We start from the raw sequence: 18,202 nt of genomic DNA, 5'->3' as shown, positions 1-18,202 counted from the left end.
AACATGTTGCCATGTAATCAGCAGGTACTTGAGATTGGCCATGAATACGTCGCCCCCGGAAGTGACTGAGCTTGATGATCGCCAAGGCAAATCGCTTCGTCTCGTCGCGTATGAAAATTTCACGCAGCAAATCCTGAACGCCAATATCCGTCCCGGGCAATTCGTGTCTCAGCGCGAATTGATGTCGTTGACGGATATGCCGCTCGGTGCGATCCGCGAAATGGTGCCGCGCCTGGAGGCCGAAGGGCTGATCAAGACGGTACCGAATCGTGGCCTGCAGGTGTGCCATGTCGACCTGCGGCTGATCCGCAACGCCTTCCAGGTGCGGCTCGTGCTCGAACGGGAGGCTGTCGCCAATTTCGCTCGCAGTGCATCGGACGCCGATCTGGAGAAGATCGAACGGGCGCACAAGGACATTGTCCGGCGCGCGTCGGCAAAGAAGATCGACAGCCGGCTGCTCGTTGACGCGCAGACAGTCGACTGGGGGCTGCACGACATGATGATCGACGCCATGGACAACGAGATCATTTCGAATATCTATCGGGTCAACAGCCTGCGCATTCGGCTGATCCGGCTCGAACATGTGGTCTTGAACCCTGCCGTAGTGCTTCCGACCATGTACGAGCACCTCGAACTCATTGCGGCGCTCAAGGAGCGCGATGCGCAAAAAGCGGTCGACCTGCTCAGCACGCATATTGCGAATGCACGGCAACGCACGATGGGGACCTTCGGCGTGTGAGACACGCTTAGGCGCGCTTGCAGGATCCGGGCTGACAGCCGCGCCCGGAGCTTGACTTCAAAACTCCTCTTTGACGTCCTCCCAGTTCTCAACTAACATGTCAGTCACAGTTTGGTGTGTAATTGGTCCCCGCCCGCGTCATGACGAACAGGCGGGCGGATCTCGCGCCGCCATGGCGCATGACTGAGAGAACGGACTATGCCTTCCGAGGGACAAGGGGTCTTTGCGGCCGTCGCAACGCCGCTCGACGCGGCGAATCGCGTGGATCTGCCATTGCTGGCGGAGCATTCGATAGCGCTCCTGCGAAGCGGGATGAACGGGATCGCCCTGTTTGGCACGACGGGGGAGGGCCCGTCGTTCACGGTAGCTGAGCGTAGCGGGACACTGGAAGCACTGCTTGCGCGTGGCGTGGAATCCAGCCAGATGATCGTTGCAACCGGTGCTGCGGCGCTCGGCGACACAGTCCAACTGACGCGACACGCGTGCGCGCAGGGCTGCCGGCGCGTGCTGCTCCTGCCGCCCTTCTTCTTCAAGGGCGTCAGCAGTGCCGGCATTGTCGATGCGATCGGGTCGGTGATCGACGCGGTCGGCGATCCGCAACTGCGGGTCATCCTCTACCACATCCCTCAGGTGGCCGGCGTCGGCTTTAGCGACGAGGCAATTGCCGCGTTACGCCAACGTTATGGCGCAGTGATCGAGGGCATCAAGGACAGCAGCGGGAGTCTGGAACATTCGCTGGGGTTGATCGCCAAGCATCCGGGCCTGAAGGTCTACGTCGGTGCGGAAGACACGATTCGGGAGACACGCGCGGCCGGTGGCGCCGGCTCGATCTGCGGGCTGGCGAATATCGCGCCGCATCAGGTTCGAGCGTGTTACGAGGGTGCCGGGGGCGAATCCTCCGAGGTCATTGCGGAACTCCTGCGGGCAGTCGGCGGAATGGATTTCGTGCCGCTGCTCAAGGCATGGCTCGCCGCGCGCTACAGGAACGACGGTTGGCGCCGGGTACGTGCGCCCCTTGTTGCAGCCGCTGCAAGTGCAGCCGACTCGCTTCCGCGAGCACTTGTCACGCCGGCGATGGAAGCAGAGGGCTGATCGCCTTGAGACACCGTTTGATATGACTGCGTGCGGACCTTCGCACGAAGGCGGTCAAGCCACGGGCGGTGCTGGACTGGACCCGCTACAAGCTTGCGCGCGACGCAACGCGACGCAACGATAAGGAGGAAGACAACATGGACGATGAGCTCTGCATGCCTGAGCGGGTCGACGGTCCCGCTCAGGCGCTGTTCGCGGCGCTGCGCGACGCGCTGGGCGCCTCGACTGTGCTCAGCGGCGCGGACATCCCCGCGCGCAATGAAAAGGACTGGAGCACGCTCGGGCCGGTTCGGCCACTTGCGGTCGTGCGTCCGGCGGACACTGCAGGTGTTGCCGCAGCGATGCGCATTTGCGCGCACTACGGCGTACCGGTCGTGCCGCAAGGGGGATTGACCGGTCTATGCGGGGGCGCGCGGCCCATCGAGGGAGCGGTGGCGTTGTCGCTTGAGCGTATGGTGGGGATCGAGGAGATCGATACCGCGTCGGCGACCATGACGGTGAAGGCGGGTACGCCGCTGCAGATCGTGCAGCAGGCGGCTGATGAAGCCGGCTTTTTCATGCCGCTGGATCTCGGCTCCCGTGGCTCGTGCGCGATTGGCGGCAATCTGTCGACCAACGCCGGGGGAAACCGCGTGATCCGTTACGGCATGGCGCGCGAGATGGTGCTGGGGCTCGAGGTCGTGCTGGCCGATGGGACGGTGGTGACCAGCTTGAACAAGATGCTGAAGAACAACGCCGGCTATGACCTGAAGCATCTTTTCATCGGTAGTGAAGGCACGCTTGGGATCATCACGCGGATTGTGCTGCGCCTGTCGCCGAAGCCTGGGTGCACCATGGCGGCGCTGTGCGCGCTCGAAAGTTACGACAAGGTGGTGGCTTTGCTGAGTGCGGCGCGACGCGGCCTGGGACCGCTGCTGTCTGCATTCGAAGTGATGTGGCCGGACTACTGGCGCACAGTCACGCAGCAAGTGCGCGGCGTAAGCAGCCCATTGTCAGGCGATCACGCGTGCTATGTCCTGATCGAGGTTCAGGGAATGGATGAAGCGTTCGATGCGCCCCGTTTCGATGCGTGGCTCGAGCGCCAGATGGAAGAGGGGAGCCTGGCCGACGCGGCGGTCGCGCAATCCATGGCTGACGTCCAGGCGTTTTGGGGCGTGCGCGATGCGTGTGCCGAATTTCCGCAGGTACTCGGGACGCACGAGGCATTCGACATCGGCCTGCCGGTCGCCGTGATGGACCAGTACGTGAGCGCCTGCCTCGCTGCGCTGAGGGACAAGTATGCAAACGCGGTGGCGCTTTTCTACGGCCACATTGGTGACGGCAACCTGCACATCGTTGCCTGTGTACCCGGCGCGCAAATCCAGCCGAAAGAGGAGATCGCCGCAATCGTGTACACGCTTGTGCAACAGTTTGGCGGAACGATTTCGGCCGAACATGGCATCGGCGTCTCCAAGAAGCCATGGCTATCTTATGCGCGCAGCGAACCCGAGCTGGCGCTGATGCGTCGCGTGAAAGACGCACTTGATCCGCGCAACCTGCTCAACCCGGGCAAGGTGGTCTGACCGCTCATAACTGAAGCACCAGCTCAAGCACCAGCTCAAGCACCAGCGATCATCGGCAACAGACCGGGGACGCTCCCTCCCTATATGGGGAAATCAAAGGAGACGAGATGTTGAAGAACCCACAGGCCGACGTGCGAACGGAAGAAGGATTGCTGGAAAGCGCGATCAGCCGAGCGAAGTGGCGGATCGTGCCGTTTCTCATCCTGATGTACATGCTGGCTTACCTTGACCGCGCGAACATCGGCTTTGCGAAGCAGGCTTACCAGGCATCGACGGGGGTGAGCAACGCGGCATTCGCGTTCGGCGCCGGCATTTTCTTCATCGCGTACGCGCTCTTCGAGGTGCCGAGCAACCTGATCATGCATCGCGTGGGCGCACGGACATGGCTCGCCCGCATCATGATCACCTGGGGCCTGATTTCGGCCGCAATGATCTATGCGAAGAGCGATTTCCTCTTCTCCTTCATCCGTTTCTTTCTCGGCGCAGCCGAGGCCGGATTGTTCCCAGGCGCGGTCCTTTACATGACGTACTGGTTTCCCGCACGCGCGCGTGGGCAGATCCTTGGGATCTTTTATTTCGGATCGCCGCTTGCGCTGATGCTGGGTGGCCCGCTCTCGGGATTGCTGCTCGAACACGACGGCCTGTTGGGCCTGCACGGCTGGCAACTCATGTTTCTCGTCGAGGGACTGCTCGCGTCCGCGGTCGGTGTATGGGCCTATTTCTATCTGTGCAATCGTCCGGAAGACGCGAAATGGATGCCGCCCGCCGAAGCACAAGCGCTTGCCCGTGCGCTCGCGGCAGAGGAGCGGGCAAAGCAGGCATCCGGCAAGACGAGCTTTCGGGCCGCGCTTGCCGACCCGCAACTCCTGCATTTTGCGCTGCTGTATTTTTCGATCCAGATAGCAGGCTACGGCGTGGCCTTCTATCTGCCGACGCAAGTGAGTGCGCTGCTGCAAATGAAGATAGGCCTGCACGTCGGACTGATATCGGCGATTCCGTGGGTTTGTGCGATCGTGGCCGGCGCGTTTTATCCGGCGTTTGCGGTGCGCACCGGACACCGTCGCGGCTTCGCGGTGCTCTCGGCGCTTGCGATTGCCGGCGGTCTGGTGGTGTCCGCACACACGGGACCTGTGATGGCAATCGTTGCGTTGTCCTTCGTGACTATCGGGATCATGACAATTCAGCCGATCTTCTGGACCTTCCCGACTGGCTATCTGGGGGGCACGGCGGCGGCGGGGGGCTTCGCCGTGATCAATGCAATCGGCAACCTCGGCGGCTTCTTCGCGCCGAACGTGAAAAACGCGGTGGAGACATCGTTCCACTCGCCGGCGGCCGGGCTTTACGTGCTTGCGGCGAGCGGTCTCGCGGCGGCGCTTCTCGTCGTTGCGCTGCGCCCGCAGCAAGGCGAACGCACTTCGGCGGATTCGCGTACGGTGCAGGCCAAGGTATAGCTTCGCCTGCCCGGGCAAATTGCGCGAAGCGTTCTTCGGGCCGGTGACAATCCCGCGGGGAGCGGTTTGAGCGTAGCCGCGCGGCATCGTTTGACTGATCTCACCCAAGATCCGTCCGCTTTCTGAGCAGGCGCACGTGCTCCTCACCAGCGCTGGCTACGCCTTAACGTGAGCGCGCAGCCAGCGCAATTCGCGAACGTGCAACCAACACGATCGGAATGAAGCGCGAACGCATGGCCGATTCAAGCCGCGATTGACCATCCTGATTCAACTCCCATTTCACCTTCGGTCGTCCCATTGGCAACCCGGTATCCGTTGATGCCACGGTTCGTCCGTCAAATCTTCCCCGCGAAGTATTCGCCTCGCAGCATCAACAAACTTGCTGTGATCCAGGAAAAGGGGCGACCCGCAACGACAAAGCCGTGCATATCAAAGCTGTTGGTAAAACGACATGAAAAGACCTAAAACGAACATTAAGCGATCGTTTACTAACTGCAAGTTGTACGATAACTGTCGTGTTTCATCAAGTAATTCTTTCAAAACTCCGGTAACAAATCGTCGTTTTCCCCACAAAATTAACGTTTTTACCTATTGGGACGATGCTTTCTGGTGGTACGATGACTGAATCGTAAATCGAAACAATATTCGAATACGAACATCACAGTGAACCGGACGGAGAAATCTGTTCCGGCGGACCAGAACGGAAGGAGACGGGTTTGAAAAACAAAATTGGCTTGCGTTGGTGGATCATCGCGCTCGTGTGTCTCGGCACGATCGTCAACTACCTGTCGCGCAACGCACTCGGCGTGTTGGCCCCCCAGTTGAAGACCATGCTGCATATGAGTACGCAACAGTACTCGTATGTCGTCGGCGCGTTTCAGGTGGGCTACACGATCATGCAGCCGGTATGCGGAGTGATCATTGACCTGATCGGTCTTCGCATCGGCTTCGCCATATTCGCCTGCCTGTGGTCCCTGGTTGGCTGCTTTCATGGTTTTGCCGGCAGCTGGGTTTCGCTCGCCGCACTCCGAGGGCTGATGGGCTTGTCCGAGGCAGTCGCGATTCCGGCGGGCATGAAGGTGGTGGCCGAATGGTTTCCCAACAAGGAGAAGTCCATCGCGGTCGGGTACTTCAATGCGGGCACATCGCTGGGTTCGCTGCTGGCGCCGCCGCTGGTCATCTTTCTCTCGCTTCGCTATGGCTGGCAGACCGCTTTCGCGGTAACCGGCGCGCTCGGTTTCGTCTGGGCTGCGTTGTGGTACCTGTTCTATCGCTCGCCCGCGGATCACCCGAGGATCTCGCAGAAGGAACGCGACCATATCATTGGCGGGCAGACGAGCGCTGTTGGTCCGGGCAAGCACGGCATCAAGAAAGTGCTCGCCACGCGCCGCTTCTGGGCGATCGCTCAAGCGCGCTTCTTCGCGGAACCGGCCTGGCAAACCTTCAGTTTCTGGATTCCGCTTTATCTCGTCACCGAACGCCACATGGACCTCAAGGAGATCGCCCTGTTCGCGTGGCTACCTTTCCTGGCGGCAGATATGGGCGGCTTGTTCGGTGGTTACCTTTCCCCGTTCCTGATGAAGCATCTGCGCGTGCCGTTGATCTGGTCGCGTATCGCAGGCGTCGCGCTCGGCGCACTCATGATGATCGGGCCGGCTTGCATCGGATGGGTCGCTTCTCCCTATCAGGCCATCGCGCTCTTCTGCGTGGGCGGCTTCGCTCACCAGATGATCTCGGCGCTCGTCAATACGCTGAGCGCGGACGTCTTTGAACCCGGCGAAGTGGGAACGGCCAGCGGCTTCGCCGGCATGGCGGCGTGGATCGGCGGGCTTGGTTTCTCGCTGCTCGTCGGCGCTCTCGCCGACACGATTGGCTATAAGCCGCTATTTGCCGCACTGGGCGCATTCGACCTGATCGGCGTGACGCTGCTGGTGATCCTCATGCGCGGTTACGCGCGCACATCCCGGCAACTTCCGGGCGATCACGGCGCGAGTACCGCCGTTTAGTTAGTCCAACCTCATCTAACCTCATCCAACCTCATAGGTGTGAGATGGCAGCACTCAACATTCGGCCCCGCTTTGCGCTTTCCGGTCACGGCGGCAACCACCTCGAATTGACGGCGGACACCGGCTGCCGGATCGAACTGTTCGTTCTTGCCGACGACATCATTCGCGTGCTCGTGCTACCCGATGGCGAACTTCGCGGACCCCGCACCTGGGCGATTGCGCCCGGGCTGGAAGACACGGCGGTCGAAGGCCGCGAGCGCCGCGACATGAGCGGCTTCGGTGAAACGCGCTACACGGTAGCGAACGCAGCGCAGCAGCTTGTGGTTGAAACTGCCTGCATCCGTCTTAGCGTGGAGCACGACGGAGGATTCTGCTCGTGGGAAGTGCTCAAGGACGGGACGTGGCATCGCGTGTTGAGCGATCGCCGAACCCAGGCGTACAACTTCGGCTGGTGGGACTCACGCGTCTATCACTACGTCGAGCGCCAGCGCGGCGAGTTGTACGTCGGACTGGGTGAGCGCGCCGGGTCGCTTGACCGCGCGAACCAGAGCTACGAGATGCGCAACATCGACGCGATGGGCTATAGCGCCCGCACGACCGATCCTCTCTACAAACACATCCCGTTCTACGTGACATGGCAGCCGGAAACGGCCACGGGATTTGGCCTGTTCTACGACACCCTCGCCGACTGCCGTTTCGACATGGGCCGCGAGCTGGACAATTACCACGGCGCGTATCGGCATTTCGTGGCCGAACACGGGGACCTCGACTACTACTTCATCGCGTCCCCGGGCACGCCGCTTTCGGCCGTGCGGCGCTTTACCTGGCTGACGGGGCGCCCGGCGTGGATGCCAAAGTGGGGGCTCGGTTATTCCGGCTCGACCATGAGTTACACCGACGCACCTGATGCCCAGCAGCGCATGGGCGAATTCATCGAGCGATGCAGCGAGCACGACATCCTGTGCGACTCGTTTCATCTGTCTTCGGGCTACACGTCAATAGGCCCGAAACGCTACGTCTTCAACTGGAATCACGACAAGTTTCCGGACATCGAGGCTTTCGTCAACGGCTATCTCGAGCATGGCGTGCGGTTGTGCGCCAACATCAAGCCCTGCCTGCTGCAGGATCACCCGGCTTTCAAGGAAGTCGATGAAGCCGGGCTCCTCATTCGCGCTCGCGACGGCAGTCCCGCGTGGGTGCAGTTCTGGGACGAGGTCGGCGCGTACCTCGACTTCACGAATCCCGCGGCGATCGACTGGTGGAAAGCGCGGGTCAAGGACAGCTTGCTGCAATACGGCATAGCCGCCACCTGGAACGACAACAACGAGTTCGAGATCTGGACGCCGGACGCCATGGCGCATGGCTTTGGCAAGTCATATCCGGCGCAGCAGGCGAAGGTGCTGCAGACCCAGTTGATGATGCGCGCATCAAGGGACGCGCAGCGCGAACATGCACCGGGCAAGCGTCCGTTCCTGGTGTCGCGCTCCGGTGGCGTTGGCATGCATCGATACGTGCAGACATGGTCGGGCGACAACTACACGTCATGGGAGACATTGCGCTACAACCTGAAGATGGGCCTGGGTCTCGCGATGTCGGGCGTGTCGAACACGGGCCATGACATTGGCGGGTTCTCGGGGCCCGCGCCGGAGCCGGAACTGTTCGTGCGCTGGGTGGCGTTCGGCATCTTCCTGCCGCGTTTCAGTATCCATTCATGGAACGACGACGGCACCGTGAACGAGCCATGGATGCATCCGACGCTCACTCGTGAGGTGTCCGATCTGATCAAGCTGCGGTATCGCCTGATTCCCTACCTCTACGAACTGCTGTGGCAGTCGCATAGCGCCTACGAACCAGTGCTGCGGCCGCTCTTCGCGGAGTTTCCCGGCGATCCGAACTGCCTCGCCGATGGCGACGACATGATGCTCGGCGCTTCGCTGCTGGTTGCGCCTGTCGTGGAATCAGGACAGACGACGCGCGAAGTCTATCTGCCCGCCGGCTCGCGCTGGGTCTCCTACTGGAGCGGGGAAGCATTCGAAGGCGGCGTGACCATCTGCTTGCCTGCGCCTTTCGACCAACCCGTGATGCTGATTCGTGAAGGCGGCGTGATCGCGATGAATGTGGCCGAACAGCACTTCGCCCGTCCCGCCGATGAGCGCGCGTTCATCGTCGTGCCGTTCGCGGGTGAGGGCGTTGCGCGTGGCGGCTGTGTTGAAGACGACGGCGAAAGCGAGGCATGGCGCACCGGCGGGCAGGGGCGATGGAATGTATCGATAGAAACCACGCCGCAAAGCCTGTTTCTTTCCGTCACGCGGGTGGGGCAGATGCCCAGCGAGCAATCGCATGTGCGGGTACTGATACCCGCTTGTGATACGCGTCCTGTCGCGTACGCGGGGGGTGTACTGACGGCTGAAGAATCATCTGCCGGATGGCGGAGCCTTACCGTTCGAATCGATTAACACTCAGCATGACGAGCTACTCAATTAACAAAAAAAGACTTCCGGGCCGACGTAATTTTTAAAGCAGTACGCGAGTTCAGATCGTAGAAACTTTGGCTAACACTTAGTCAAGCTGAGTATTAATTTTTTCGACAGGAGATGGAGAGATGAGGATGAAAAGAATAGCGCTTCACCGAGGCGTGGTGACGGGACTGTGTGCAGCCGTCTCGTCTGTTGTTCCGATCGCGGCGCACGCTCAGAGCAGCGTGACGTTGTATGGCGCTATCGACAATGGATTTACCTACAGCAGCAATCAAAAGGGTAACCACAATTTCTACATGAGTCAGGGCAGCCTGAACGCAAGCAAGTTCGGCTTTCTCGGTTCGGAAGATCTGGGTGGCGGTCTAAAAACGATCTTCCGGCTTGAAGCAGGTTTCAACTCTCAAACGGGTGCTGCCAGCTCGTCCGGTTATGAGTTCAACCGTCAGGCATACGTAGGATTGAGCGATCAGCAATACGGTACGTTCACAGTGGGCCGCCAGTACACGCCGTACTTCAACTTCGTCGGCGCGCTTGGCCCGACCGGGTATCTGACGGGTGCGACCGGTGCGCATCCGGGTGACCTGGACGCGCTCGACACCACGTTGCGATTCAATAATTCGCTTACCTATACGTCGCCGTCGATTCGTGGCTTGCAGGGTAGCGTGCAGTACGGTTTAGGCGGTGTGGCCGGAAGTTTCTCGCAAGGCAATACGCTGAGCGCGGCGCTTCGTTACGAAACGGGTCCTTTCAAGGCCGCAGTGGGTTTCAATCGCCTGAACAATCTTTCCACCAGCAACGCGGTGGGCACCGTAGCCGACAACTCGCCCGTCAATGTTGCCTACGCCAGCGCGGAAACCAACCAGATGGTGGCGGCGGCCGCCCAGTACAAGTTCGGCAACGCGATGGTCGGGTTGAACTACTCGAACGTGGTCTATCGTCCGGGCTCGGGATCGGCTTTCCAGCAGACGGCTGTATTCAACACCTATGGTGCGATCACAACCTACCAGCTGACGCCAACGATCTATCTGGCCGCCGGATATAGTTATACGCGGGCGAGCGAGTCGAATGGCATTTCGGATTCGGCGCGTTATAACCAGTTCTCGTTCGAGCAGACTTATTCGCTGTCGGCCCGGACCTGCGTCTACTTCCTCGAGGCGTATCAGCACGCCAGCGGCAAGGCGCTCGCGTCGAACGGCACTTCAATTGTCAACGCGGTGGCGGTGGTCGGCGACTCGCAAAATGCCACACCTTCATCGGGACCGTCCCAGTTCGTGGGTACGATCGGCTTGCGCCACTTCTTCTGAAGCGGATTGTCCGGAGTACGCGTGGGGTGATCTGGCCGGCAGCATGCCTGTAGCCATGCTGCCGGTTTATCTCCATCGCGTGGACTGTAGCGTGTCTTGATAGCTATCCTAAGCTTTGTCAACCACCCCTTGGAATTCATCATGCTTGCATCGATCCGCGCACGCATCCTGGTGACGTGCGTCGCCATCGTCGTCATTGCACTGGCTGTTAGCGCCGGGGTGCTCTACAACGTCGCACAGCGGCACAATGACCAGATGGTCGACGAGAACCTGAAGTCGGTTCTCGACGGCCAGGCATTGGCCATTGACGAGTGGATCTCCACCCGGACGAGGCAAGTCCAGATGCTCGCCGAGTCGCTTTCCATTGGGGACGGCGATCCGGTGCCCATGCTCAAGCTCGTCGCCAGGTCGGGCGACTTCATTGCCGTCACGCTCGGTTTGCCCGACAAAACCGCTTATTCATCCGTCCATTTACCGGACGGCTACGATCCTACAGGGCGGCCCTGGTACAAGCAGGCGATAACGGCGGGTCATCCGCTGGTGACGAATGCCTATCTCGATGCAGGGACCGGCAAGCCTACCTTCTCATTCGTGGCGCCGGCCATGCGCGACGGCAAGTTCAAGGGAGCGATCTCGGCCGGGGTGCTGCTCGAAGGCGTGAGCGACATTGTGTCCGGCATCCACCCGACGCCGTCGAGTCTGGCCTTCCTGGTCGACAAGGAAGGCAATCTGCTTGCTCTCGCCAAAACCACGCTCCTGATGAAGCCGGCGACCCAGCTTGCACCCGCATTGACGCGGGACGTGCTGGGCTCCCTGCGGGCCGCTGCCGCGCCGCTCCCGGTGACCATCGACGGCGCGACCAAGCTGTTGCGGGCACACCCGATTGCCGGCACCGAATGGAGCCTTGTACTCGCAGTCGACCAGTCGGACGTGACCGCCGGCATGCGCGCGATGGCGACGACCTCGCTGATCGTTATCGTCGTGGTGGCGCTGATTGCGGCAGCCATCGTTGGCACGTTGACGAATGTGACATTCAAGCGGATTTTGCAGGTGCGCGACGCGCTGACCGACGTGGCAAGCGGCAGTGGCGATCTCTCAAAGCGCTTGCCGGTTACCGGTGAGGACGAAGCGTCGCAGATCGCCCACGCGTTCAACCTGTTCGCTCAGAAGGTCAATGCCATCCTGCTGCAGATTCGCGAAAGCAGCGAAGCGGTCAGCGTCGCAAGCGCCGAAATCGCGCAGGGTAACCAGGATCTGTCGAGCCGCACCGAACACGCGGCCTCGAGCCTCGAGGAGACAGCCGCGGCAGTCGAGGAGATCGCCGGCACCGCACGCAATTCGGCCGATGCGGTTAGGAAGGTGAGCGAGCTTGCCGAGTCGGCATCGAGCGTGGCGACGCACGGCGGCAAAGTCGTGAACGAAGTCGTCTCGACAATGAACGACATCACGCAAGCGTCGGCCGAGATCGCGAACATTATCGGCGTGATCGACGGCATCGCGTTCCAGACCAATATCCTTGCTCTCAATGCCGCGGTCGAGGCTGCGCGCGCGAGCGAGCACGGCCGGGGTTTTGCGGTGGTGGCGTCCGAGGTCCGGGCACTGGCCCAGCGCAGCGCGCAGGCGGCGAGGGAAATCAAGGAGCTGATCCAGTCATCGGTCCAGAAAATCGAGGCTGGCTCCAGCCTCGTGAATACGGCCGGCGTGACGATGGGCGACATTGTCGAAAGCGTGCACGGCATCGCGGGCGTCATCGGCGAAGTCACCGTGGCCGCTTCTGAACAGAGCACCGGGCTTGGGCAGGTGAACCAGGCGTTGGCGCAGCTCGATCACACGACGCAACAGAATGCAGCGCTCGTCGAGCAATCTGCGGCCGCAGCGGCCATGCTGAGCGAGCAGGCAGAAAAGCTGGCAGAGGCAGTCGCTCAATTTAAACTGGCGAGTTGAGCTGACGAGTTGAGCGGGAATGCCCGGCTCAACGCAGCGGGTGAGGGGGGACCGGTCCGTGTTTTGCGTGCGAGGCCGTTCAGGCAAACACGATGGCTGGTTGCAATGGGCCGGACAGAGCGTATGTGAGCGATGCGATCACGACAAGGTGGACGCCGTCTGACGATCGGGAAAACTCACCCTGATCGCGGTCCCGGCGCCCGGTGCACTGACCACCTGGATCTGACCGCCCAGCATCACGACCCGCTCTTCCATCCCCGCGAGGCCGAACGATGTTTTTCTGATCGCCTGCGCGTCGAATCCCTGGCCGTCGTCGCGAACCTCCAGCACGCAGCCGCCGGTCGTTCGCTCTAGCATAATGATCACTTCGCTGGCCGCCGCATGACGGGCTACGTTCGTCAGCGCTTCCTGGACGAGGCGAAACAGCACGATAGCGTGGTCCTCGCTCATGGGAATGTTTTCGTCCTGCACGCGCAGCCGGCACACGGTGCGACCATTGCGGTCGAACTCGGCCGCGAGCCACTCGAGCGCCGCTACAATGCCGGCGTCCAATACCGGCGGACGCAGCGACTTGATGACACCCCGAGCAACCAGCATGGTTTTGTCCACTAGTGCGATCAGCGTTCGCGTCTCCTCGAACAGATCTGCCGGTCCGTTGTCGAAGCGCATGCGCAATGCCGACGCACGCATGCGAAGCGCGGTGAGATACTGCCCGAGCTCGTCGTGCATTTCCCGCGCGATGTGCCTGCGCTCTTCCTCGCGTGCCGTCTCGCGACGGGACGTGAGCTCCCGCAACATCTCGTACGACTCCCGCAGGCGGTGCTCCGCTTCCTTGCGTTCGGTCAGGTCGACCACGAAGGCGACACCTTCCTTGCCACCGGCTTCGAAAGCGACCCTGCCGATCATGACGGCTACACGGCTGCCGTCCTTCCTGAGGTACTCCTTCTCCTCCGGCTGCAATTGCCCGAGTTCGCTGATTCGTGCCAAGGCGAGTTTGGTGCTTTCGTGCCATTCCGGCGGCGTCAGGTCCGTCCAGCGGACGCGGCCTGAGACGAGATCCTCGCGCTCGTAGCCCACCATGCGCAGGAATGCGTCGTTGGCCTCAAGAATGTCGCCGTTGGATCGCCATACGATAATACCGATGATGTTGGCGTCGACGAGCCGCCGGATCCTGGATTCGCGTTCCGCAAGGTCACGGTAAAGGCGGGTATTTTCGAGCGACGTCGCGGCCTGGGAAGCGAGCATCCTCAGCGCGGCAATCCTGGCCGGCGCGAAGACGCGGGTGGTCAGGTTGTTTTCGAGGTACAGCGCGCCGATGAGCTTGGCACGATTCATCAAGGGCAGGCAGAGCAACGAACGGGTCTGGTGCTGACTGATGTACGGGTCCGCGGCGAATGTGGACTCGCTTGCGGCATCGTCGAGAATCACGCTCTCCTGCGTGCGCAGCACATGGTAGAGAACCGACTCGGGCAGTATCGCCGCGTTCACCGGCACATCGCGTAGCTGCACGCGCGGCGTGTCACCGTCGGTTGTGACTTCCGCCGCGATCAATTGCTCATCGCCGTCAGGAAGAATCAGCAAGCCGCGCTCGGCGCCGGCCTGTTCGATCGCCGTGCGCATGACCGTGTCGATCAGCTTGTCGAGAACGATCTCGCCCGACACCGCTTGCGACACCTTGATCACGGTCGCGAGGTCGAGGTGTTCGACCGGCGCTCCGATCGTGCTGGTGGGCCCAGCCGCCTGCTCCGCTTCCCTGAGGTACGGGTGCATCTCTTCGAGTTGCCGAACCTTGCCTTCCGCGCCCCAGCGCCGGTAGCCTTGCCGGGCATCGCTCAGGTAGACGCGCGCGATTTTCTCGAACCCGCGAGCCGCGTAGAAGCGGGACGCGAGTTCGCCGGCAAGCGCTTCCTTGTGGCCGAAGCCGCTTGCGCGCGCCGACCGGATAGCGTCCTCGTAGAGGCGCATCGCGTCGATGTCGCGGCACTCCAGCCGGGCTATTTCGGCACTGACCAGCAGTGAGAGGTTCTCGAAGTTTTCTGGGCAAGTTTCTGCCCGCAATTGCAGATATCTGTTGTGAGCGGCTATTGCTTCGAGAGACTCCGGATACTCGCGATCGGTGTTGGGTTCGCAGCACGCGGCCAACGATAGCGCGCTGTAGTAATGATATTCCGCTTCTTCCAGATACGATGCCGATGCCCACAAGAGGCGTTGTGCGTTCATCGCGGCATCCACGGCGGCCAGGTAGTCGCCGGCAAAGAAGCGCGCCTGCAATTTACGGATCCAATACCAGCAATGGGCGATCACCAGGTCCGGATTTTCTACGAAGTGGCGCTCGATCTGGATCTCGTCGAACTGCTCATCGTCAAAAGAGCCGAAGGCGGGTGTCAGGCCTCGCAGCGTTCGGGTCAGCCCAAGCTGAGTGGCGCTGACGTCGATGGCGAAGCCGAAATGCGCTTTGTGCGCGAACGCCAGGCTGGCTTCGGCTTCGTCCTGCACGCCGGCGAGCGGATCTCCCGCGGCGAGCAAATTGGTGATCATATGGGTGTAGCAGTAACCCTCGCAAATAAGGTCGCCAGTATTCTTTGCGGCCTCGAGCCCGCGGCGAAGCAACTCCCGGCCATCCCTGAGATGCCTGGCCATAGGCAAATTGACATTTCCAAAATGCATGTAGGTCCTTGCCCGGAAACGCCTCAACCCGCGCCGTTCGACAAGGTCGTAACCAAGTTGTCCGAATTGAAATCCGACCCTGTAGTGGCCAAAACGCGCGCCGGCCATCATGCCGAGCCGGACATAGGCGGAGGAAGACCCGTCGCAATTGCCGTACTCAAGGCTCAGGTTGACTGCCCTGGAGACGACCAGGGACCATAGATTGGAATCGGTGAACAACGCTGCGGGCATGACCTTGACCAGGACGTCCATCGTCGCCAGCGACTCCAGGTCGGTCATCAGCGGCAGGTCGATCAGCTCGTCGATCGTGCGATCGCCCAATTGCGACCAGATTCGTTCGTATTCCTTATGTGCTTGCTCTTGCGCGGAATGCGCCGACCAGTCGATCCCCAGATGTTCCAGATAGTCGAGACCGACCGCCACGGCGTTACTGGCCTGATCGAGCGCCATGTACAGGTCGACGCGCAAGCAGGTTACATCCGCGCGTTCACGGACATTCGCGGCGCGGCGTGACAGCAGGTTCAGGCGCACTTGTGCGTCCGATAACCGGCCGGTCAGGAACTCGCATTCTGCCCGGCTCAACTCCAGCGTGAAGATCAGTTCATGCGAGCGCGCCCAGCAATCGTCCGTCAGGAGCGCCGCCCCGGCGGCGAGATAGGTGAGCGCCGATTCATGGGCTGACGAGGCCTTCGCGCGCTGGGCGGCAATCAGGTTGAACTCAGCCAGTTGCTCGCGCTCTTCTCGTAGCGTAACGAGGGCTGCGCCGCGGTTCAGTTGACTGACGATCTCGAAGATAGCCTCCTTTCGCTTGGCCGGCAGCGTCTGCGCCGCGAGCAGCCGGCCGGCGCGCAGATGCGCCTGCGCAAGCGATGCCTCGGGGATCATCGAGTAGGCGGCCTCTTGTACCCGGTCGTGCATGAATCGGCAGGATTCCTCCTGTTGTTCGATAAGCTCCTGTTCGACCGCCGGTCGCAGCAACCCCCGGATTTCCGGCCTCGATCTTTCAAGAACGTTTGACAGCATGGCGATCGAGGCGGTATTGCCGAGGCAGGCAAACTGTTGCAACGCTTGCTGCGTTTCGGCAGGCAAGCGGGCAAGCTTCGCGATCATCAGGTCTGCCACGTTGTCGGTATAGCCCTTGCCATGAATGTTCGGCAGGTCCCAGAGCCAGCGCGCCGTGTCGTGATCGAAGCCGAGCAAGCCCTCATCTACAAGCGCGTGCAGGAACTGGATGACGAAGAATGGATTGCCCGCGGTTTTCTCATGGACGAGTTGCGCAAGCGCTGCGACGTGTTCCGGTGCGCTGCGAAGCGCCTCCGCGATCAGTTGCTCGACGTGCTCGCGGGCGAGCGGCGCCAGGGCGACTTCATCGAAGCTCGAGCCTGCGTTCCTGATGGCCTGAAGCGTGCGCATGAGCGGATGGGCGGCGTCAACCTCGTTGTTGCGATAGGCGCCGATCAGCATCAGGTGACGCAGGTCCGCTCGCGTGAGCAGGTCCGCAAGCAGGTCGAGCGTCGCGGCGTCGAGCCATTGCAGATCATCGAGAAACAGCGCCAGCGGATGTGCCGGCTGGGCGAAAACCCCTATGAAGCGCCGGAAGACAAGCTGGAAACGGCGTTGCGCCTGATGCGGCATGAACTCCGGGACTGGCGGCGGGTCCCCGATGATCAGCTTGAGTTCGGGGATCAGGTCAGTCATGAGCCGCGCGTTGGGTCCGAGGGCCTCCGTCAAGGCGTCGCGCCATATCGCCAGTTCCGTTTCGCGCTTGCCGAGCAGCGGCCGTACGAGTCCCCTGAACGCTTGCACCAGTGTCGAATAGGGTATGTCGCGCTTGTACTGGTCGAACTTGCCGGAGGCAAAGAGTCCCCTCGACGGGACCAGCACCTTGTGCAGTTCATTGACGACCGCCGATTTGCCGATGCCGGAATAGCCCGAAATCAGCACCAGTTCCGGCGCGCCGCTGCTGATGACCCTGTTGAATGCGGCCACTAACGCCCCGACCTCGCGCTCCCGCCCGTAGAGTTTCTCGGGGATGAGCAGCCGGTCGGGCATGTCGTGTGCGCCCAGCCGGAAGGCTTCGATGCAATGCTGACGCTCCCATTCTTCGAGGCAATGGCGCAGATCCTGCTCGACGCCGGCGGCTGTCTGGTAGCGCTCCTCCGGCGTCTTCGCGAGCAGCTTCATGACGAGCGCGGAGAGGCCGGGCGGGACCGTGTTGACCCGCGTGTTGGGTGGCATCGGCTTGCGGGCGACATGGCAGTGCACCCATTCCATCGGGTCGGTGGCCATGAACGGCAGTGTGCCGGTAAGCATCTGGTAGAGCGTGACGCCGAATGCGTAGAGGTCGCTGCGCGAATCGATCGAACGATTCATCCGTCCGGTCTGCTCGGGCGCCATGTAGGCAAGCGTGCCGGCGATGGTTTCGGCAGGCTCGGGCGGCTGCCGCTCGCGCGGGAGCCGCGAGGCAATGCCGAAGCCGGTGAGCCGCACCTCGGCGTGGGCGCAGTTCACCAGGATATGAGCCGGCTTGACGTCCTTATGGACGAGGCCGGCCTGATGGAGTTTGCCCAGCGCCGCAGCAATTCCGACGGCCAGGCGCAGGACATTTCCCGCCTCCATGGGTGCACCGGTCAATCGCTCGAGCGGCTCGCCGCCCGGGTCTTCGAGCACCAGCACGATTCGGCCATCCGCCCACGACAGTTGCTTGGGCCGCACTGCCCATGCGCCGTTGAGCTGGTCCCTCAGCGCGAATTCATGAGCGAGGCGCGCGAGACTGGCGGGCAGGGGGTGTTCGCCGGCGATGCGCGCGACCAGCACGCTGACGCTGCTGTCTCGCAGCCGCTGCCGACACAAGATGCGTTCGCCATCCTCGCAGAGAATCTGGAGGCTGCTACCTGCGTCGAATCCGTGTGTGGTGTCCATCGCCTCACCAGCATGGGGTACGCATGAAATACTTGGGA

9 protein-coding genes are annotated in these 18,202 nt (G+C 61.6%); 8 read left to right on the top strand and 1 reads right to left on the bottom strand.

Going from position 1 to position 18,202, the window contains the following annotated elements; all coding sequences use genetic code 11:
- The first annotated feature begins 40 nt into the window (after positions 1–40).
- The 8 genes from ACSOSP_RS19450 to ACSOSP_RS19415 all read left to right on the top strand — a co-directional run bounded on the left by ACSOSP_RS19450 (position 41) and on the right by ACSOSP_RS19415 (position 12,575).
- On the top strand, positions 41–739 hold the full coding sequence (locus ACSOSP_RS19450) for a GntR family transcriptional regulator (protein WP_455312506.1): 699 nt from the start codon (positions 41–43) through the stop codon (positions 737–739).
- 198 nt (positions 740–937) lie between these two features.
- On the top strand, positions 938–1,831 hold the full coding sequence (locus ACSOSP_RS19445; RefSeq protein WP_455312505.1) for a dihydrodipicolinate synthase family protein: 894 nt from the start codon (positions 938–940) through the stop codon (positions 1,829–1,831).
- Positions 1,832–1,968: 137 nt separating this feature from the next.
- Positions 1,969–3,393 carry an FAD-binding oxidoreductase gene (locus ACSOSP_RS19440; protein WP_455312504.1) on the top strand — a complete coding sequence of 475 codons (1,425 nt, stop codon included), beginning with the start codon at positions 1,969–1,971 and terminating at the stop codon, positions 3,391–3,393.
- Between the two features lie 107 nt (positions 3,394–3,500).
- Complete coding sequence (locus tag ACSOSP_RS19435; protein ID WP_455312503.1) at positions 3,501–4,844, top strand: MFS transporter; 1,344 nt, start codon at positions 3,501–3,503, stop codon at positions 4,842–4,844.
- Between the two features lie 716 nt (positions 4,845–5,560).
- Positions 5,561–6,850, top strand: a complete 1,290-nt coding sequence (locus ACSOSP_RS19430; RefSeq protein WP_455312502.1) for an MFS transporter — start codon at positions 5,561–5,563, stop codon at positions 6,848–6,850.
- 44 nt (positions 6,851–6,894) lie between these two features.
- Entirely contained in the window at positions 6,895–9,306 is a 2,412-nt protein-coding gene (locus tag ACSOSP_RS19425) for a TIM-barrel domain-containing protein (RefSeq protein WP_455312501.1), read from the top strand.
- 146 nt (positions 9,307–9,452) lie between these two features.
- Positions 9,453–10,631, top strand: a complete 1,179-nt coding sequence (locus tag ACSOSP_RS19420) for a porin (protein WP_455312500.1) — start codon at positions 9,453–9,455, stop codon at positions 10,629–10,631.
- 141 nt (positions 10,632–10,772) lie between these two features.
- On the top strand, positions 10,773–12,575 hold the full coding sequence (locus ACSOSP_RS19415) for a methyl-accepting chemotaxis protein (protein ID WP_455312499.1): 1,803 nt from the start codon (positions 10,773–10,775) through the stop codon (positions 12,573–12,575).
- 138 nt (positions 12,576–12,713) lie between these two features.
- Here the strand turns inward: ACSOSP_RS19415 and ACSOSP_RS19410 are convergent, their stop codons facing one another.
- Positions 12,714–18,164: an AAA family ATPase gene (locus ACSOSP_RS19410; protein ID WP_455312498.1), complete on the bottom strand. Its 5,451-nt coding sequence runs from the start codon at positions 18,162–18,164 to the stop codon at positions 12,714–12,716.
- Between the last annotated feature and the right edge of the window lie 38 nt (positions 18,165–18,202).

It is taken from the genome of Caballeronia sp. KNU42 (genome assembly GCF_053760385.1).
The sequence above is the reverse complement of the archived record's forward strand: the minus strand, read 5'-3'. Positions and strand labels throughout refer to the sequence as shown.

Excerpts from the sequence above, each read along its gene's own strand:
- ACSOSP_RS19435 (WP_455312503.1), top strand. The coding sequence starts at position 3,501 with ATGTTGAAGAACCCACAGGCCGACGTGCGAACGGAAGAAGGATTGCTG.
- ACSOSP_RS19420 (WP_455312500.1), top strand. The coding sequence starts at position 9,453 with ATGAGGATGAAAAGAATAGCGCTTCACCGAGGCGTGGTGACGGGACTG.
- ACSOSP_RS19425 (WP_455312501.1), top strand. The coding sequence starts at position 6,895 with ATGGCAGCACTCAACATTCGGCCCCGCTTTGCGCTTTCCGGTCACGGC.
- ACSOSP_RS19450 (WP_455312506.1), top strand. The coding sequence starts at position 41 with ATGAATACGTCGCCCCCGGAAGTGACTGAGCTTGATGATCGCCAAGGC.
- ACSOSP_RS19445 (WP_455312505.1), top strand. The coding sequence starts at position 938 with ATGCCTTCCGAGGGACAAGGGGTCTTTGCGGCCGTCGCAACGCCGCTC.
- ACSOSP_RS19440 (WP_455312504.1), top strand. The coding sequence starts at position 1,969 with ATGGACGATGAGCTCTGCATGCCTGAGCGGGTCGACGGTCCCGCTCAG.
- ACSOSP_RS19415 (WP_455312499.1), top strand. The coding sequence starts at position 10,773 with ATGCTTGCATCGATCCGCGCACGCATCCTGGTGACGTGCGTCGCCATC.
- ACSOSP_RS19410 (WP_455312498.1), bottom strand. The coding sequence starts at position 18,164 with ATGGACACCACACACGGATTCGACGCAGGTAGCAGCCTCCAGATTCTC.